The sequence below is a fragment of the Streptomyces sp. NPDC024687 genome, from assembly GCF_055559055.1.
The window spans coordinates 269,792-285,935 of sequence record NZ_JBVHLJ010000006.1 but is presented as its reverse complement, the minus strand read 5'-3'; the positions used below and the strand labels follow the sequence as shown (position 1 = coordinate 285,935).

At 71.6% G+C, this 16,144-nt stretch carries 17 protein-coding genes and 1 pseudogene; 11 read left to right on the top strand and 7 right to left on the bottom strand.

What is annotated here, in order from left to right; translation table 11 throughout:
- Positions 1–80 precede the first annotated feature (80 nt).
- Positions 81–908: an endonuclease/exonuclease/phosphatase family protein gene (locus ACZ39I_RS24835; protein ID WP_467246546.1), complete on the top strand. Its 828-nt coding sequence runs from the start codon at positions 81–83 to the stop codon at positions 906–908.
- Here the strand turns inward: ACZ39I_RS24835 and ACZ39I_RS24830 are convergent.
- Together ACZ39I_RS24830 and ACZ39I_RS24825 are read right to left on the bottom strand one after the other, a co-directional pair.
- Positions 900–1,064 carry a DUF397 domain-containing protein gene (locus ACZ39I_RS24830; RefSeq protein ID WP_467246545.1) on the bottom strand — a complete coding sequence of 55 codons (165 nt, stop codon included), beginning with the start codon at positions 1,062–1,064 and terminating at the stop codon, positions 900–902. The genes ACZ39I_RS24835 and ACZ39I_RS24830 overlap by 9 nt on opposite strands.
- 10 nt (positions 1,065–1,074) lie before the next feature.
- On the bottom strand, positions 1,075–1,929 hold the full coding sequence (locus tag ACZ39I_RS24825; protein WP_467246544.1) for a helix-turn-helix domain-containing protein: 855 nt from the start codon (positions 1,927–1,929) through the stop codon (positions 1,075–1,077).
- A 204-nt stretch (positions 1,930–2,133) separates the two neighbouring features.
- Between ACZ39I_RS24825 and ACZ39I_RS24820 the strand changes: the two genes are divergently transcribed.
- On the top strand, positions 2,134–2,571 hold the full coding sequence (locus ACZ39I_RS24820; protein WP_467246542.1) for an ATP-binding protein: 438 nt from the start codon (positions 2,134–2,136) through the stop codon (positions 2,569–2,571).
- Between the two features lie 15 nt (positions 2,572–2,586).
- Here the strand turns inward: ACZ39I_RS24820 and ACZ39I_RS24815 are convergent, their stop codons facing one another.
- The 3 genes from ACZ39I_RS24815 to ACZ39I_RS24805 all read right to left on the bottom strand — a co-directional run bounded on the left by ACZ39I_RS24815 (position 2,587) and on the right by ACZ39I_RS24805 (position 4,493).
- A complete protein-coding gene (locus tag ACZ39I_RS24815) occupies positions 2,587–3,336 on the bottom strand; it encodes an anti-sigma factor (RefSeq protein ID WP_467246541.1) in 750 nt (249 codons plus the stop codon).
- The gene (gene sigK / locus ACZ39I_RS24810; RefSeq protein ID WP_467246540.1) at positions 3,336–3,926 is read right to left on the bottom strand and encodes an ECF RNA polymerase sigma factor SigK; all 591 of its coding nucleotides are present in this window, start codon (positions 3,924–3,926) and stop codon (positions 3,336–3,338) included. Before sigK ends, ACZ39I_RS24815 begins: the two co-directional genes overlap by 1 nt.
- 108 nt (positions 3,927–4,034) lie before the next feature.
- Positions 4,035–4,493 (bottom strand): ATP-binding protein, encoded by a 459-nt coding sequence (locus tag ACZ39I_RS24805; RefSeq protein WP_467246538.1) that lies wholly within the window; start codon positions 4,491–4,493, stop codon positions 4,035–4,037.
- A gap of 197 nt (positions 4,494–4,690) precedes the next feature.
- On the opposite strand from ACZ39I_RS24805, the gene ACZ39I_RS24800 reads away from it, so the two are divergent.
- The 5 genes and pseudogenes from ACZ39I_RS24800 to ACZ39I_RS24780 all read left to right on the top strand — a co-directional run bounded on the left by ACZ39I_RS24800 (position 4,691) and on the right by ACZ39I_RS24780 (position 6,651).
- Positions 4,691–5,065: a hypothetical protein gene (locus tag ACZ39I_RS24800; RefSeq protein ID WP_467246536.1), complete on the top strand. Its 375-nt coding sequence runs from the start codon at positions 4,691–4,693 to the stop codon at positions 5,063–5,065.
- Between the two features lie 112 nt (positions 5,066–5,177).
- Positions 5,178–5,654, top strand: coding sequence for a sigma-70 family RNA polymerase sigma factor (locus ACZ39I_RS24795; protein WP_467246534.1), 477 nt, complete (start codon positions 5,178–5,180; stop codon positions 5,652–5,654).
- Positions 5,651–6,403: an anti-sigma factor gene (locus ACZ39I_RS24790; RefSeq protein WP_467246532.1), complete on the top strand. Its 753-nt coding sequence runs from the start codon at positions 5,651–5,653 to the stop codon at positions 6,401–6,403. The genes ACZ39I_RS24795 and ACZ39I_RS24790 overlap by 4 nt, the downstream gene beginning before the upstream one ends.
- A pseudogene (locus tag ACZ39I_RS24785) lies at positions 6,394–6,574 on the top strand (hypothetical protein); the annotation flags it as partial. The gene ACZ39I_RS24790 and the pseudogene ACZ39I_RS24785, both read left to right, overlap by 10 nt.
- Complete coding sequence (locus ACZ39I_RS24780) at positions 6,514–6,651, top strand: hypothetical protein (RefSeq protein WP_467246530.1); 138 nt, start codon at positions 6,514–6,516, stop codon at positions 6,649–6,651. The pseudogene ACZ39I_RS24785 and the gene ACZ39I_RS24780, both read left to right, overlap by 61 nt.
- Before the next feature lie 35 nt (positions 6,652–6,686).
- Here ACZ39I_RS24780 and ACZ39I_RS24775 read toward each other — a convergent pair whose 3' ends face one another.
- A complete protein-coding gene (locus ACZ39I_RS24775) occupies positions 6,687–7,823 on the bottom strand; it encodes an FAD-dependent oxidoreductase (RefSeq protein ID WP_467246529.1) in 1,137 nt (378 codons plus the stop codon).
- Between the two features lie 205 nt (positions 7,824–8,028).
- On the opposite strand from ACZ39I_RS24775, the gene ACZ39I_RS24770 reads away from it, so the two are divergent.
- The 3 genes from ACZ39I_RS24770 to ACZ39I_RS24760 all read left to right on the top strand — a co-directional run bounded on the left by ACZ39I_RS24770 (position 8,029) and on the right by ACZ39I_RS24760 (position 12,215).
- Entirely contained in the window at positions 8,029–8,871 is an 843-nt protein-coding gene (locus tag ACZ39I_RS24770; protein ID WP_467246527.1) for an LLM class F420-dependent oxidoreductase, read from the top strand.
- Positions 8,872–8,929: 58 nt separating this feature from the next.
- Positions 8,930–11,542 (top strand): bifunctional FO biosynthesis protein CofGH, encoded by a 2,613-nt coding sequence (locus ACZ39I_RS24765; protein ID WP_467246525.1) that lies wholly within the window; start codon positions 8,930–8,932, stop codon positions 11,540–11,542.
- A 112-nt stretch (positions 11,543–11,654) separates the two neighbouring features.
- Entirely contained in the window at positions 11,655–12,215 is a 561-nt protein-coding gene (locus ACZ39I_RS24760) for a hypothetical protein (RefSeq protein ID WP_467246523.1), read from the top strand.
- A 1-nt stretch (position 12,216) separates the two neighbouring features.
- Here the strand turns inward: ACZ39I_RS24760 and ACZ39I_RS24755 are convergent, their stop codons facing one another.
- A complete protein-coding gene (locus tag ACZ39I_RS24755; protein ID WP_467246521.1) occupies positions 12,217–12,723 on the bottom strand; it encodes a DUF2165 domain-containing protein in 507 nt (168 codons plus the stop codon).
- 89 nt (positions 12,724–12,812) lie between these two features.
- On the opposite strand from ACZ39I_RS24755, the gene ACZ39I_RS24750 reads away from it, so the two are divergent.
- The gene (locus ACZ39I_RS24750) at positions 12,813–16,115 is read left to right on the top strand and encodes a tetratricopeptide repeat protein (RefSeq protein WP_467246519.1); all 3,303 of its coding nucleotides are present in this window, start codon (positions 12,813–12,815) and stop codon (positions 16,113–16,115) included.
- Positions 16,116–16,144: the final 29 nt, after the last annotated feature.

Genomic DNA, 16,144 nt, shown 5'->3' with positions numbered 1-16,144 from the left:
ATCTTCTCTCCGGTCTTCCGTAACCCGACCGGCGGCCCCGATGATCTCAGGGTCGGCCGGGCGGACGAAGGGTGTCGGCGATGCGTGTGGTGACCTGGAACCTGTGGTGGCGCTTCGGTCCGTGGGAGGAACGGCAGAAGGCGATCCTGGCGGTGCTGCGGGAGCTGCGGCCGGATGTGGTGGGCCTGCAGGAGGTGTGGGCGGCGGGCGGCGCGGGTGGTGAGAACCTCGCGGAGTGGCTCGCCGGTGAGCTCGGCCTGCACTGGGCGTGGGCCGCGTCCCCCGCCTCGGAGCGCTGGCAGCGGCGGATCGGTGATCCGGGAGTCGAGGTCGGCAACGCGGTACTGAGCCGCTGGCCGGTGGCCGACCAGGCGGTTCTCCGGCTCCCCGCCCCCGAGGCGCTGGACGACGGCCGCCTCGCCTTCCACACCCGGCTCGCGGGACCGTCGTACGACATCCCCTTCTTCACCACCCACCTCACCTCGGCCCCCACCGCGTCGGCGATCCGCTGCCAACAGGTCACCGCGCTGGCTCAGTTCGTGGCGGCACACCGGTCGGGCACCGACTTCCCGCCCGTCGTCACCGGCGACTTCAACGCCTGGCCCGACTCCGACGAGGTCCGCCTCTTCGGCGGCTACAAGACGGCCCCGGCCGCCCCGGACCAACTCTTCCTGGACGCCTGGGAGTACGCGGACCCTACGGCTCCCTCCGCGACCTGGGACCCGGCGAACCCGTACGTCCGCGTGGCCCCGCCGGTCCGCATCGACTACATCCACGTGGGCCCGCCGGGGGCGAGTGGGCTGGGTCATGTCCTGGGCGTCCGGCGCGCGGGCGACGGTCCGGTGGACGGGGTGTGGCCGTCGGACCACGCGGCGGTGGTGGCGGACCTGGCGGACGGGTCAGAGTGACTTCAGCAGGGCGGCGAAGGCGCCGTGGCTGACGGTGACGATGGTTTGGGCGGCGTCGGAGTCCGTGATGTGGACGTTGTCGGGGTCGGTGGATATGTGGACGCAGGCCTCGCCCTCTTGGCAGTAGGACGACTTCCGCCAGGTGTTGGTGGGCATTTCGGCTCCTTCAGAGAATCTGGATGATGGAGTGGATCAGATCCCGGGACTTCGCGGGACTGAGGGCGATGCCCTCCACGACGTCCAGGAGGCGCCGGTACTTTTCCAGGTGCGCCTCGGCATCGATGAGCATCGGACCGTGGAACTGGTCCAACTGCACGGTGTCCAGCGGCGCTACCGGGCCGCAGAGGTAGTTGATCGACTGGCCCGACCCGGGGAATGCCCCGACGTCGAAGGGGAGTACACGAAGGGTGATGTGCTCCCGCAGGCTCATGTCGATCAGATGCCGAAGCTGATCGCGTGACACCCGGCGGCCGCCGACCAGCATGTGCAGGGCGGCTTCATGGATCACCGTGCTGTACGGATTCGGGTCCGCCCGGAACACGAAGTCCTGCCGCTTGATCCGGTGCGAGACACGGTGCTCGACCTCCGGTGGCGTCGGGGTCGGGATCGCCTGGCTGAAGATCTCCCGAGCGTGCTCGGCGGTCTGGAGCATGCCGGGGATGTGGGCGGTGAAGGCGGTGCGGACGGCTGTGGCGTGGTGTTCCAGCTCCGCCAGTGAGAGGAGTCCCGAGGGCAGTACCTCGCGATACGCGTCCCACCACCAGCCGCGGGACTTCTCGGCCGCCATGTCGGCGAGGGCGTCGACGTAGGGCTGGTTCGTACAGGAGTACAGCGCGGCCATCGCCCGCACGCGCTCCGGGCTCACGCCGAACCGGGCGGACTCGACGTTGCTGAGTTGACCCGAACTCGTGCCGAGCAGCTGTGCGGCCTCGGTCGAGGTCAGACCGGCCCGCTCGCGGAGTTTGCGCAGCTCCGTCGCGAGTCGGACGCGTCGGGCCGTAGGCGCGGGCCGGGGTGTCATCGGAGCTCCTTCTACCGGGCGTCCAGCGGGTTTGTCACCCACACGAGGGAGAAGACGCCGAGATCCTTCGAAGTGCCGCAAAGCACCTTTGCGAATCCCCTATCGTCATGTTCAGGCGCCAGTCGACCTGGAAGCGCACCGTGGGACGCCGCGGCGGAGACACCAGGCATCTGTCCAACTCCCCTCAGTGACCGGAGACTTCCGATGGCCACCGTATCCCCGTCGTGGAACTACACCCTGCATCTCCCGCACGATCCACGCGCACCGGGTATCGCGAGGGGCGCCCTCAGGCTGATCCTGGCCGCGCACGACCTCCCCGACCTGACCCCCACCGCGGAGCTCCTCGCGGCAGAGCTGTTGGCGAACGCGCACTGCCACACGAAGGGGCCGTACGCCTTCCGCCTCCTGTCACCGTCCCCGGGGCGGGTCCGGGTGGCCGTCTGGGACACCGACCCCCGCGTCCCACCCGGCTTCACGACCGACAAGCCTCCCGCCGCACCGGACGCCGAGAACGGCCGCGGCCTGCACCTCGTACGGGCCTGCGCGGACGCGACGGGCGTCTCGGTACTGCGGCAACTGGGCGCGTCGAAGGGCGGGAAGCTGCTGTGGGCGGAGTGCGGGGGTGGGGGGATGTCACGGTGAACGGGGCGTGCCGTGCTACGAGCCGACGGGGATGATGCCGAGGGGTTCGGTGGTGGGGCGTTGGGATCCGCCGGCCGGTTCGACGGTGATGCCGACGGCCACCGTCCTTCCGAGCGGTCGGTCCAGAACGCGGGCGGTGCGGTCTCCGGTTCCCGGCAGGAGGCCTGCTGGGCGGAGGTCGCCCGAGGGGGCCGCGTACCAGAGTTCGTAGACCTTGTCGTCGCTGAGAGCGGGCAGGTCCGCGGCTACGAAGGCGGCCCGGTCGGCGGCGCGGGAGACGATGACCGTGGCGGAGCCGCCGTCGGCCAGTTTCGTCGTGTGCAGGGTGGCGTCAGGCGCGGTCAGCACGCTGGTCAGCGCGTTGTTTCCGTGCTGCAGTGCGGTCGCCTGCTCGCGGGCGTCATCGGCCTGGACGGCCTGCCAGGCGGCGATCCCGCCGAACGCGGCAGCGGCCGCGAGGCTCGCGGCCAGGGCCCAGGACGTGAGGCGCCTCCTACGTCGGCCGGGTGGCCGGCCGGTGGGCGCGTGTTCCTGCGGGGTCCGGCCGATGTCGTCCAGGACGCGGTCGAAGAGGTCGGCCGGTACGGCGGCGTCCTCGGCGGGGGAGGGCGCGAGGCGGGCTGCTGCTTCGGCGAGTTCGGCCACTTCGCGCCGGCAGGCGTGGCAGCCGTCGAGGTGCCGTTCGAAGGCGGCTTCCTCGCTCGGGGGGAGAGCGTGCAGGACGTAGGCGCCGACCGGCTGGTGCGGGACTTCCTCGGTGGTCATCACCGGGCCTCCAGACAGTCGCGCAGCAGGCGCAGCCCGGTGCGCATGCGGGACTTGACGGTGCCCGCCGGGGTGGACAGGGCGGCCGCCACTTCGACGTAGGTCAGCCCCTGGTAGTAGGCCAGCACGAGGGGGACCCGGTACATACGGGCGAGCCGGGCCATGCACTCCTGGGCGCGTCGGCGTTCGTCGTGGTCTTCCACGGCCTCGGCCACCTCGTCGTGCTCGCGGCCCGCGAGCACGGCATCCGCACGGCGGTCACGCTGGGTCGCCGCCTGTGCGTGACGGACCCGGTCCACCGCCCGGCGATGGGCGAGGGTGAGCACCCAGCCCTTGGCACTCCCGCGTTCGGGCCGGTAGCGCCGGGCCGTGCGCCAGACCTCGACCATCACCTCCTGCGTGACCTCCTCCGCCTGTGCCGGGTCGTGCAAAACGCGGCAGGCCAGCCCCATGACCGGGTGCGCCAACGCCTCGTACACGCCGGTGAACGCCTCTTTGTCACCGTTCGCGACCCGGACCAGCAGTGCCTCGGCGCTCTGGGCGTCGTCGGCAGGCGGCTCGGATGACTCCTCATGGGCTGTGCTGGGCATGGTTCTCACGTTCCGTCGACGTGCTCGTCCCCGATCGATCGTGCGCCCCGCGGCATGAGTCCGCAGCCCAGGGCCCCTCATCCGGCTCAGCAGGCTCACTCCACGAGGTCATGGGGGTGCTTCACCGCCGAGGTCGTAAGTGGCCTCCACCGCCTTGCCCCGGAGGGTCGGGGTGACGGTGAGCCGGGCCCCCATGCCGTACAGCAGCGCCAGACCACGCCCGCCGTCCTCGTTCGCCGCCGGATCCGACCGCATCCTCGGGAGCCGGGTGCTGGTGTCGGTGACGGTGATGCCGACCGTGGTGGCGTGCGCGGTGAGCGTGAGAGTGCAGGTGCCGCTGGTGTGACGCAGGGTGTTGGTGACCAGCTCCGAGACGATGAGCAGTACGTCGGGCACCGAGCCGGGAGACACGCCGCGCGCGGCCAGCCACCGCGCGGTGATCCTTCGGGCGACCTCAGGAGCGTGACGGCTGCGGGCCAGCGCGACACGGTGACCGGTGTCGGTGCTGTGGACGGGTGGCGTGGCGACGGGTGACGTAGCGACGGGTGGCGTAGCGGTGGCGGTCATGAGAGGTCCCTTGAGCGATGGGCAGTGACGCGGCTTCGCCAGGGATTCGACGCCGCTCCGGCCGTGGATGACTCCTGGTGACGTCGCATGCCCCGCTTCCCGGACGAAGTTTTCTCCGGCCGAAGTCATACGCGGGCCTGCGTGCCTCGAACCCCTTGTGCCAATGCAATCGACTTCGAAGGACGAGGTGAGCCTTCATGGCTGTATCCATGCGAGTCCGCCGACTGCTGGCCGGTGCGACTGCCACCGGGCTGCTGGCCGGCGGCGCCGCCCTGGGCCTCTCCGGCACGGCCGTGGCCGCGCCGGCGTCCACGACCGTGGCCACGGCGCCGGTCGGGGACCACCACGACCGGTGCGAGTGGGTCAAGGGCCACTGGGCGAAGAAGTGGGTCAAGGGCCACTGGGAGAAGAAGGTCCAGTACACCAAGACCTGGCACAAGGGCCACTACGACAAGCACGGCTCGTGGCACAAGGGCTACTGGTCCTACGACCGCCACTACACGTGGGTCTACGTCCACGGACACTGGCACCACTACTGGGTGAAGGGCCACTGGGACTGCCACCACAAGTGACCTCACAGCCCGCGTGCAGCCCGTCGGCCACAGCCGGCGGGCTGCACGACCAATCCACGGGGCCTGCGGGAACGGATTACGTCTGGACATGTCCCGACGGTGGAGGCCCTCGGTGAAAAAAGCTGTACATATCGACAGAAACCCTTCCGTAGGGCCCGATCTTCAGGAACTCGTGGAGCAGGCGGCCCAGGGGGTCCTGGTGGAGGTGTGGCGGACAGCTCCCCGTTACCGGCCCGACCGCGGGACCGCGGTGAACTGGATCCTCACCCTGGCACACCGACGGGCGGTGGACCGGGTCCGTTCGGTGGATGCCGCGATGGCCCGGGACCACAAGGCCGCGCTGCTCGACAAGGTGCCGGAGTACGACGAGGTGGCCGAGCACGTCGTGGCACGCCTGGAGCGGGAACAGGTGCGGCGCTGCCTGCGCACGCTGACCGACCTCCAGCGCCGGTCCGTCACCCTCGCCTACTACCGGGGGCTGATCTACCGCGAGGTCGCCGAGGCACTGGGACTCCCGCTGGGGACCGTGAAGACCCGACTGCGCGACGGACTGATCCGGCTGCGCGACTGCCTGGGGGTGACCGCGTGACGACCATCGGCCTGCACCAGCTGACAGGCGCATACGCCCTGCACGCCCTGTCCGATGAGGAGAACGCCTCGTTCGAACGGCACCTCGTGGACTGCGCGTCGTGCGCGCAGGAAACGGCCGAGCTGAGCGCGACGGCCGCCCGCCTGGGACTGGCCGTCGCCACGACTCCGACGTCGGCGTCGCGCGAGCAGGTACTGCGCCGGATCACCATCGTCCGCCAGGAGACACCCGGCACGTCCGCCCGGATCCTGCCGGTGCGCGCCGGGCTGAAGGCCCGGCTGCTGTTCCGGTGGGCGCTCGCCGCCTGCCTCGCCGCGGCCGCGGCGCTCGGCGGGACGACCGTGTGGCAGCACCAGCAGGCTGCCGACGCCCGCGACCAGGCGCGGCAGGTGTCCCGGACGTCCGACGAGATCGCCGCCGTACTGGCGGCGCCGGACGCCAGGACCCGGGCCGCCGGCCTGGCCGGCCGTGCCACCGGTACGGTCGTCGTCTCCCACAGCCGGGACAGAGCCGTGTTCGTCGTCTCGGGCATGGCCCGCCCGCCCGGCGGCAAGGTCTACCAACTCTGGTTCGACGACGGTGGGACCATGCGGTCCGCCGGATTGATGGACCCCGACCGCAGCGACCAGGCCGTCCTGATGCGGGGCGGCGTCGACCGGGCCTCGGGCATGGGCATCACCGTCGAACCCGACGGCGGCTCGAAACAGCCCACCACCACGCCGATCGCCCTGATGGCCTTTCGAAGCTGACCACCTCCGGTTCCGGTGACTCCTACACCGTCAACGACTCCGCTGGTGGTCTGCGGCAACGTCCAGACCGCCAACGCCACCGTCTACATCATCGACACACCGCGCTGGAGATGCTCCAGGCCTACGACCGCACCAGCACGGCCGCCCTGCAACGCGCCCTGGCCGAGCTGAGCCCGGACAGCCGCGCGGCGATCGAACACGCCCTGCCCGCCCTCGCCGAGCTGCTCACTGTCCTCCAGGCCGAGTAGTACTCCCGGTTCCGCGGGGCGTTTGGCGCAGACGCTCAGTCCCCCCGCTCCTCCTCCGTGAACATGCTGATCAGGCCGTGCGGAGTGTCCTCACCGAACATCAGGGCGTAGGGCTCGGTGCCCTCGGTGGCGGTTGCGGCGCTGCGGGGGAACATGGCCCGCTCGTACTCGGTGAGCGCGGTCTCGATGTCGTCCGGGTGGGCAGCGAGGGCCTGCGCGAGTTCCGCGCCGTCAAGCATGGCGAGGTTGGCGCCCTCGCCGTTCGGGGCGGCGACATGGGCGGCGTCGCCGATCAGCGTCACTCCCGGCACCCGCTCCCACCGGTGCTCGACGGGCAGGGCGACGAAGGGACGCAGGACCGGGGCGGTGTCGGCGTCGGCGATCAGCGCCGTGAGTTCCGGGGCCCAGCCGTCGAACTCCGTCGCGATCCGCGCGGTGGCCGCGGCGGAGTCGGTGAAGTCGATGTCCGCGAACCAGTCCTGCGGGCGGACGAACATCACATAGGTGTGCAGGTTGCCTCCCTTCTCCCGGTGCGTCACGAAGCCCTTGCCCGGCGCGAGCACGAACAGCGCCCCGCCTCCGACCGTTTTCGCGCTGACCTGGTGCCGGATGTCGGAGTCGTACAGGTACACCTCGACGCAGGACATGCCGGTGTACTCGGGCACGGCGTCCGACAGCAGCGGCCGCACCCGTGACCACGCGCCGTCCGCCCCGACCAGCAGACCGGTGACGACCGAGGTCCCGTCGGCGAACGTCACCTCGTGGCGGCCGTCCTCGAGTGCACGCGTCCCGCTGACCTTGTGGCCCCAGCGGACCGTGCCGGGCGGCAGCGAGTCGATCAGGAGCTGCCGCAACTCGCCGCGCAGCACCTCGGGGCGGTCGCCGGTGCCGTCGTCGGCCTTCTCGAACAGGACCGTCCCGTCCCGGTCGAGGAACCGCGTCGCCTCACGCCCCTCCAGGATCAGACCGCGGAACTCGTCCATCAGGCCCGCCGCCTCCAACGCGAGCTGTCCGTTGTAGTCGTGGATGTCGAGCATCCCGCCCTGCGCACGCGCGGTCGGCGAGGACTCCGCCTCGTAGACGGTGGACGGGATGCCGTTGACGTGCAGGACGCGGGCGAGCGTGAGGCCGCCGAGTCCGGCGCCGATGATCGTGACAGGGCTGTTCGTCATGGCGGCTCCTCAGGGACGGGGCCTCCCCGGTGGTTCCGGTCGGCCGTCTCCCCACACACTCCGGGCCACCGTCTACAGACCCCCGACATCGCACCGACAGCCCCGACAGACCACCGACAACCGCGTCACCGAGGCCGAGGTCGATCACGTCGATGCCGACCAGTCGGTATGGACATCCCCGCCCCGGCCCGGTACAGATGCAGTCATGCGTATTTCCGTGACGATCTTCCTCACCGACGAGACCATCACCCCGACCCGGCTCGCCCGTGAGCTGGAGGCGCGGGGCTTCGCCGGGCTGTATCTGCCCGAGCACACCCACATCCCCGTCGAGCGGACCACCCCCTACCCGGCGGGCGGCGACCTGCCGCGCGAGTACGGCCGTACCCTCGACCCCTTCGTCGCGCTCGGCCAGGCCGCCGCCGTCACCGAACGGCTCGGTCTCGGCACCGGCATCACGCTCGTCGCCCAGCACGACCCGATCGACCTCGCCAAGCAGATCGCCACCCTCGACCACCTCTCCGGCGGGCGGTTCACGCTCGGACTCGGTTTCGGCTGGAACGTCGAGGAAGCCGCCGACCATGGCGTCGAGTGGCGGACGCGCCGGGAGCTGGTCCGGGACCGGATGGCGCTCATGCAGGCGCTCTGGGCCGACGAACCGACCGCCTACGAAGGGCAGTTCGGGAGCGTCCGGGCCAGCCACGCCTTCCCCAAGCCCGTCCGGAAGCGGACCCTGGTGGGCGGCGCCGCCGGACCCAAGCTGTTCTCCCACATCTGCGAGTACGCCGACGGCTGGCTCCCCATCGGCGGTCGCGGGCTGACCGAGTCCCTGCCCGTGCTGCGCACCGCCTGGGCCGACGCGGGCCGCGACCCGGCCGCCCTCCAGGTCGTCCCGTACGCCGTCGTCCCCACCCCCGGCAAGCTCGCCCACTACGCCGAGCTCGGCATCGAGGAGGTCGTGCTGCAGCTGCCTCCGGCGGGGGAGGGTGACGTGCTCAAGGTGCTTGATGAGTATGCCCGTTATGTCCAGGGTGAGGGTGAAGGTGTGTGACGTCACCCACCTCCGGGCAGCACCACTGCCCTGATCACCCCGCTCGTATGCTCGAAGGATGACGACTTCCGCGGCCTCCGGAACCGGACCCACCGACCGCCCCGGCGGTACCGGCCCCACCGAGAACTCCATGCGTCGCGCTCTCAAACGTGCCCGGGACGGCGTCGCCCTCGACGTCTCCGAGGCCGCGGTGCTGCTCCAGGCCCGCGGCCCGGCCCTGGACGACCTCACCGCCTCCGCCGCCCGCGTCAGGGACGCCGGCCTCGCGCAGGCGGGCCGCCCGGGTGTCATCACGTACTCGAAGAGCGTCTTCATCCCCCTCACCCGGTTGTGCCGGGACAAGTGCCACTACTGCACCTTCGTGACCGTGCCCGGCAAGCTCCGCCGGGCCGGCCACGGCATGTTCATGTCCCCCGACGAGGTCCTGGACGTGGCCCGCAAGGGCGCCGCGCTGGGCTGCAAGGAAGCCCTCATCACCCTCGGCGACAAGCCCGAGGACCGCTGGCCGGAGGCCAGGGAGTGGCTGGACGCGCACGGCTACGACGACACCATCGCCTACGTCCGGGCCATCTCCATCCGCATCCTGGAGGAGACGGGCCTGCTGCCCCACCTCAACCCGGGCGTGCTGTCCTGGACCGACTTCCAGCGGCTGAAGCCCGTCGCGCCGAGCATGGGCATGATGCTGGAGACGACCGCCGAGCGGCTCTGGTCCGAGCCCGGCGGACCGCACTACGGCTCCCCGGACAAGGAACCCGCCGTACGGCTGCGGGTCCTGGAGGACGCCGGGCGTTCGTCGGTGCCTTTCACGAGCGGCATCCTCCTCGGGATCGGGGAGACGTACGAGGAGCGCGCCGAGTCCCTCTTCGCGCTCCGGCGCACGGCACGGGCGTACCACAGCGTCCAGGAGCTGATCATCCAGAACTTCCGCGCCAAGCCGGACACCGCGATGCGGGGCATGCCGGACGCGGAGCTGGACGAACTGGTCGCAGCGGTGGCCGTCGCCCGTCTCATCATGGGCCCGGCCGCCAACATCCAGGCCCCGCCGAACCTCGTCGACAGCGAGTACGAGCGCCTGATCGGGGCGGGGATCGACGACTGGGGCGGGGTCAGCCCGCTCACCATCGACCATGTGAACCCCGAGCGCCCGTGGCCGCAGATCGAGGAGCTCACGGAACGCTCGCGCGCCGCCGGCTTCGAGCTGCGGGAACGTCTCTGCGTGTACCCCGAGTTCGTGCAGCGCGGCGAGCCCTGGCTGGACCCGCGGCTGCGGCCGCACGTGGCGGCGCTGGCCGACCCGGAGACGGGCCTAGCCCGCCCCGACGCCCTCCCGCAGGGGCTGCCGTGGCAGGAGCCGGAGGAGGTCTTCGTCCCGTCCGGCCGCACCGACCTGCACGCCACGATCGACACCGAGGGCCGTACGTCCGACCGCCGCGACGACTTCGACGAGGTCTACGGCGACTGGGGCGCCCTGCGCGAGGCGGCCGCTCCCGGCATGGTGCCCGAGCGCATCGACACGGACGTCCGGGACGCGCTGCGGACAGCCGCCGACGACCCCACGAAGCTCACCGACGCGGAGGCCCTCGCGCTGCTGCACGCCGACGGGCCCGCCCTGGACGCGCTGACCGGGATCGCCGACGACGTCCGCAAGTCGGTGGTCGGCGACGACGTCACGTACATCGTCACGCGGAACATCAACTTCACCAACGTCTGCTACACGGGCTGCCGTTTCTGCGCCTTCGCCCAGCGGCGCACCGACGCCGACGCCTACACCCTCTCCCTGGACCAGGTGGCCGACCGCGCCCAACAGGCCTGGGAGGTCGGCGCGGTGGAGGTCTGCATGCAGGGCGGGATCCATCCGGACCTGCCCGGGACGGCGTACTTCGACATCGCGAAGGCGGTGAAGGAGCGGGTCCCCGGCATGCATGTGCACGCGTTCTCCCCGATGGAGGTCGTCAACGGCGCGACCCGCACCGGCATGTCCATCCGCGAGTGGCTGACGACGGCCAAGGAGGCCGGCCTCGACTCCATCCCCGGCACGGCCGCCGAGATCCTCGACGACGAGGTCCGCTGGATCCTGACCAAGGGCAAGCTGCCGACGGCGACCTGGATCGAGGTGATCGAGACCGCGCACGAGGTGGGCCTGCGGTCCTCCTCCACGATGATGTACGGCCATGTGGACCAGCCGCGCCACTGGCTGGGCCACCTGCGCACGCTGGCCGCAATCCAGCAACGCACCGGCGGCTTCACGGAGTTCGTGACGCTCCCCTTCATCCACACCAACGCCCCGGTATACCTGGCCGGCATCGCCCGCCCCGGCCCGTCGATGCGGGACAACAGAGCGGTCACGGCGATGGCCCGCCTGCTGCTGCACCCCTGGGTCCCGAACATCCAGACCAGCTGGGTCAAGCTCGGCACCGAGGGCGCGGCCGAGATGCTCCGCTCGGGGGCGAACGACCTGGGCGGCACCCTGATGGAGGAGACGATCTCGCGGATGGCGGGCTCGTCCTACGGCTCGTACAAGTCCGTGAAGGACCTGATCGCGGTGGCGGAGGCGGCGGGCCGTCCCGCACGGCCGCGCACCACGCTGTACGGGGAGGTGTCGGAGGAACGGCAGAAGGCGGCGCAGGTCTCCGACGGGCATCTGCCGGAGCTGCTGCCGGTGCTGGACTGAGTGAGGCGGAAGGACTGAGTGAGGCGGAAGGACTGAGTGAGGCGGAAGGTGTCTCGGCGGGGGCCGGTACGATGATCCGACCCCCGTTCGACGGGGATCCTTAGCCGAGGAGATGCGTGCCGTGCCAGCCCCGAAGGTCTGGGTGACGGGTCTGACCGTGGGGGCGATCGCCGCCGTCGTCGCCCTGGCCGTACAGGCCGACAAGGGAACGAAGCCGAGCCTGGCCGCCACCGCCCGGCCGAGCGTGTCGGCCTCCCCGAGTGCGTCCGCGCGGCCCGAGCCGTCGGCGACCGCGGTCCCGGACGCCTCCGGGACCGGCCGCCGGATCGTCTACTCGCTCGCCGACAAGCGGATCTGGCTGATCGACGCGAGCGAGGCGGCCCGGCGGACCTTCGCCGTCTGGCCGGGGACGGTGAACCCGGCCCCCGGCACCTACTCGGTCTCGCTGCGCAGGGAAGATCCGACGACCGGGTCCGACGGCGTGAAGATCGAGCACATCGTGTACTTCACCGCCGTGGACGGCGTGAACGTCGCCTTCTCCAACGCGGTGGACGGCTCCTCGCCCCCGCCCGCGAACGGCACCCGGACCGGCGGCATCCGCATGAAGGCGGCTGACGGGTCGGCACTGTGGACGTTCGGCGAGACGGGGACGAAGGTAGTCGTCGTCAACTGACCTAACCGGCGTTGCGGTCCGGCAGATTGACCACCAGCAGCACGAGCCCGCTCAGCACGAACACCCGCAGCGCCGCGTCCAGCCCGTTCCAGGTGTCCGACTGCCACATGGAGAACCACTCCCCGCCGATCGCGATGAACCCGGCGCCGAACAGCAGCATGAGCATGAGCAGGCCGTAGGTGGAGAAGCGCCGGGCCCGCGGATCGTCCCCGCGCACCCACAGCCACGTGCCGTAGATCAGCACGAGCGCGGCCAGCGTCTCCCAGACGATGATCGCGACGTACGCCGTGTTCTGAAGTCCCTTGCTGGTGATCGCTCTCCACATCAGATCGTCGTCCTTGAACGTCGTATCCATCGCGAGAACATGCTGCACGAACGCCTGGTTGGTCCCGAAGTCCGTGATGTTCCCGAACGCCACGAGCGCTATGTACAGCGCGACGGTGGCGGTGAGGAGGGTGGCGGAGAGGTGGAGTGCGCTGCGTGTGGTGCGTGGGGGTGTCGATGCCATGGGGGCCATCTTCCCTGCGCGGGGCGGCGTGATCCAGATCGGTTGCGCCAGAATGAGAGACGGACGGGCGGCGACGAGGGGACGGACGCATGGCGCAGGCGGAGCCGTCGGCGCAGGAGCTGATCCTGCGGCGCACACGGGCCGGATTCGTGGGCCGCGAGTCCGAACGGGCCGTGTTCCTGCGGAACTTCGACCTTCCGGCCACCGACGCCCGGCACCGCTTCCGGTTCCATGTTCACGGCAGCGCGGGCATCGGGAAGACCTCCCTGGTCCAGGAGTTGGCGCAGCTCGCCCGTGAACGCGGAGCACTCACGGCCTACGTCGACGACAGCGTCGGCAGCGTGCCGGAGGCGATGGAGACCCTGTGCCGTGAATTCGCCGAGCAGGGGCGGCGGTTGAAGGACCTGGAGCGGCGCCTCGCGACCTGGCGGGAGCGGCGGCGCGAGGCGGAGGCGGCCACGCTCGCCGCGCTCGCACCCGAGTCCTCGCCGGAGCCGGCGTCGGCCGGGAGCAGGATGGCGGTGGACGTCGGCCTGGGCGCACTGGAGGCCGCCCTGCCGGGCGCCGGCCTGGTCACCCGGGCCCTTCCCGCCGACCGGCTCGCCCAGGGGGCCGACCGGCTGCGGGCCGGCCTCGGCGCCCGCTTCCGCAACCTCGACGACGTCGACCTGGTCCTCGCCCCGGAGCGGGTCCTCACCCCGGTGCTGCTCGGCGAACTGAGGGCCGCCGCCTCCGCCGTACCGTGGATCGTCCTGTTCTTCGACACGTACGAGCGGACCGGCCCCTTCCTCGATCCATGGCTGTACGACGTCCTCACCAAGCCCCGCGAGCACGGCCGGCTGCCCGCCGCCGTCGTCGTGGTCACCGCGGGTCAGCGCCCCCTGGACAGTGCCCGCTGGGGCGGCCTGGACTCGGTGGCGGAGGTGCCGCTCGCTCCCTTCACCGAGGCCGAGTCCCGCCGTCTGCTCGCGGCGCGGGGCGTCGTTGCCGAACCGGTCGTCGAGGAGGTGCTGCGGCTGACGGGCGGGCTCCCGGTCCTCGTGTCGACGCTCGCGGCCAGACGCCCCGAAGCCCTGGACGACGTGATCGACCCGAGCACGACCGCGGTGGAGCGGTTCCTCAAGCCGGAACCGGAAGCCCGCCGGAAGGTCGCCAGGGCCTGCGCGCTGCCGAGACGGCTGGACGCGGACGTCTTCCGGGTGCTCGTCGCCTCCCCGGAGGACGAACTCGACGCCGAGTACGCCTGGTTGACCGGGCTGCCGTTCGTCGCGCAGCGCGGGGACCGGCTCCAGTACCACGACGTCGTACGCGCGCAGATGCTCCGGCTGGAGCGGCGCCGGTCCCGGACCGAGTGGACGACCCGGCACCGGCGGCTCGCCGAGGCGTTCGCCGAGTGGCGTGAGGACGCCGGATTCGGCCGCAGCGCCGAGGAGTTGTGGGCCGACGAGGAATGGTGCGAGCTGCGCCTGGAGGAGATGTACCACCTGCTGTGCGCCCGCCCGCCCGCGGCGCTCGCCGAGGCGCTGCGCGGATTCGTCGTGGCCTGCCGCGAGGACGAGGTCGTCGCCCGACGCTGGGCACGGATGCTGGAGGAGGCGGGCGACGCGGCGGACCATGCCGTACTCCGCGAGTGGGGACGGTCGTTGGCCGCGGCGCTCGCGGACGAGGAGGGCGCGGTGTCCAGGGCGACGGACCTGCTCCTGGCCCGCCCCGGTCTCGACCCGGCCGGCCGGGCGGAGGCGCACGTGCTGCGCGGCAGGGACCTGCGCAACCGCCAGGAGTACGCGCAGGCCCTGGAGGAGTACGACCGTGCGGTGGAACTGGATCCGCTCCAACCGCGGGCCCACTACGGCCGGGGCCTCACCCACCAGCTCCTGGAGGACTACCCGGCGGCCCTGGCCGCCCTCGACCGGGCCGTCGAACTGGCCCCCGACACCGGGTGGATCCTCGCCGAGCGGGCCGAGACCTACCGTCTGGCGTCCCGGCTCGACGAGGCGGACGCCGACTTCAGCCGTGCCGTCGCCCTCGACCCCACCGACGACATCGCCCTGACCGGGCGGGCGGTGTGCCGGCACACCATGGGCCGGCTCGACGAGGCGCTCGCCGACTTCAACCGTGCGCTGAGCATCGACCCCGAGTACCTGTGGGCGCTGGTGCGCAGGTCCCGGCTGCACCGCGCACGCGGCGACCTGGACAAGGCGTTCGCCGACCTGGACCGGGCGGCCGCGCTCGCGCCCGAGGTGGCCTGGGTCGCGTCGGAACGCGGCGACGCGTACCGGCTCGCCGGGCGGTACGAGGAGGCGGTGGCGGAACTGGGGCGCGCGGTGACCCTGGAGCCGGGCTACGCGTCGGCACTGGCGAGCCGCGCCCAGGCCCTGTACGAACTCGGCCGGTACGAGGCGGCGTTGGCCGACTTCGACCGGGCCGTCGGGCTGATCCCCGATTACGCCTGGGCGCTGGTGATGAGATCCCGGGTGCGGCGCCGACTGGACGACCGGGACGGCATGCTGGAGGACCTGCGGCGAGCGGCGGGAGCGGAGCCCGGCGCCCACTGGATCCAGGCCGAGCTGGGCTCGGCGTACCGGATCGCGGGCCGGCCCGACGAGGCGGTGGCCGTCTTCCACGCCCTCCTGGCACAGGACCCGGCCCACGAGACCGCCCTGGCCGGCCTGGGGGCGATTCACCACGCCCGCAAGTCCTACGAGGAGGCCCTGCAGCACCTGGACCGCGCCCTGGCGGCCGACCCGGAGTACGCGTGGGCCTACGGCCTGCGGGGCCGGGTGTGCCTGGCGATCGGCCGCACGGAACAGGCTCTGTCCGACCTGGACCGCTGCGTGGCGCTGGATGCCGAGGCGACGTGGGAGCGGGGCGCGGTGATCGAACTGCTGATGTGGTGCGGGAGATGGGAGGAGGCGAGGGAGCGGCTGGCATCGACCCACTCCGCGGAGGTGGACGACGTACGGGCGGAACTCCACCGTCACTACGGCGAGTGGGCGCAGGCCCGCGCTCTCGCCGAGCACCTGCGCACCACCGACCCCCTCGTCGGCACCTTCCAACTGGCCATGACGGTCCACCGCTCCGAAGGCCCGGCTGCCGCCGAACCCCTGTGGCGCGACCTCGCCCACCTGGTCGAGCAGGACCCCGAGACCACCCCGGTGATGCGAGCCCAGGCCCACTGCTTCCTGGGCTGTGCCCTGTCCGACGACCCGGCGGCGGACCGGGGCCTGTCCGAACTCCTCGCCCTCACCCCGGAATGGGACGACCTGGCGACCCTGGCCGCCATCCTCACCGAACTGCTGACAGCCGCCGACGGGGACCGTCACCACGTCCACGCCTGCCTGACAGCGGTGACCGAGGCGAGGGACGCGATACGGGCTCGCTATGCGGGGTGATTGGTTCCGGACGACTCGCCGAGCGCGTG

What these genes read in the sequence shown, in the direction of transcription:
- ACZ39I_RS24835 (WP_467246546.1), top strand. Translation starts at nt 81, where the DNA reads ATGCGTGTGGTGACCTGGAACCTGTGGTGGCGCTTCGGTCCGTGGGAG.
- ACZ39I_RS24830 (WP_467246545.1), bottom strand. Translation starts at nt 1,064, where the DNA reads ATGCCCACCAACACCTGGCGGAAGTCGTCCTACTGCCAAGAGGGCGAG.
- ACZ39I_RS24825 (WP_467246544.1), bottom strand. Translation starts at nt 1,929, where the DNA reads ATGACACCCCGGCCCGCGCCTACGGCCCGACGCGTCCGACTCGCGACG.
- ACZ39I_RS24820 (WP_467246542.1), top strand. Translation starts at nt 2,134, where the DNA reads ATGGCCACCGTATCCCCGTCGTGGAACTACACCCTGCATCTCCCGCAC.
- ACZ39I_RS24815 (WP_467246541.1), bottom strand. Translation starts at nt 3,336, where the DNA reads ATGACCACCGAGGAAGTCCCGCACCAGCCGGTCGGCGCCTACGTCCTG.
- sigK (WP_467246540.1), bottom strand. Translation starts at nt 3,926, where the DNA reads ATGCCCAGCACAGCCCATGAGGAGTCATCCGAGCCGCCTGCCGACGAC.
- ACZ39I_RS24805 (WP_467246538.1), bottom strand. Translation starts at nt 4,493, where the DNA reads ATGACCGCCACCGCTACGCCACCCGTCGCTACGTCACCCGTCGCCACG.
- ACZ39I_RS24800 (WP_467246536.1), top strand. Translation starts at nt 4,691, where the DNA reads ATGGCTGTATCCATGCGAGTCCGCCGACTGCTGGCCGGTGCGACTGCC.
- ACZ39I_RS24780 (WP_467246530.1), top strand. Translation starts at nt 6,514, where the DNA reads ATGCTCCAGGCCTACGACCGCACCAGCACGGCCGCCCTGCAACGCGCC.
- ACZ39I_RS24775 (WP_467246529.1), bottom strand. Translation starts at nt 7,823, where the DNA reads ATGACGAACAGCCCTGTCACGATCATCGGCGCCGGACTCGGCGGCCTC.
- ACZ39I_RS24770 (WP_467246527.1), top strand. Translation starts at nt 8,029, where the DNA reads ATGCGTATTTCCGTGACGATCTTCCTCACCGACGAGACCATCACCCCG.
- ACZ39I_RS24765 (WP_467246525.1), top strand. Translation starts at nt 8,930, where the DNA reads ATGACGACTTCCGCGGCCTCCGGAACCGGACCCACCGACCGCCCCGGC.
- ACZ39I_RS24760 (WP_467246523.1), top strand. Translation starts at nt 11,655, where the DNA reads ATGCGTGCCGTGCCAGCCCCGAAGGTCTGGGTGACGGGTCTGACCGTG.
- ACZ39I_RS24755 (WP_467246521.1), bottom strand. Translation starts at nt 12,723, where the DNA reads ATGGCATCGACACCCCCACGCACCACACGCAGCGCACTCCACCTCTCC.
- ACZ39I_RS24750 (WP_467246519.1), top strand. Translation starts at nt 12,813, where the DNA reads ATGGCGCAGGCGGAGCCGTCGGCGCAGGAGCTGATCCTGCGGCGCACA.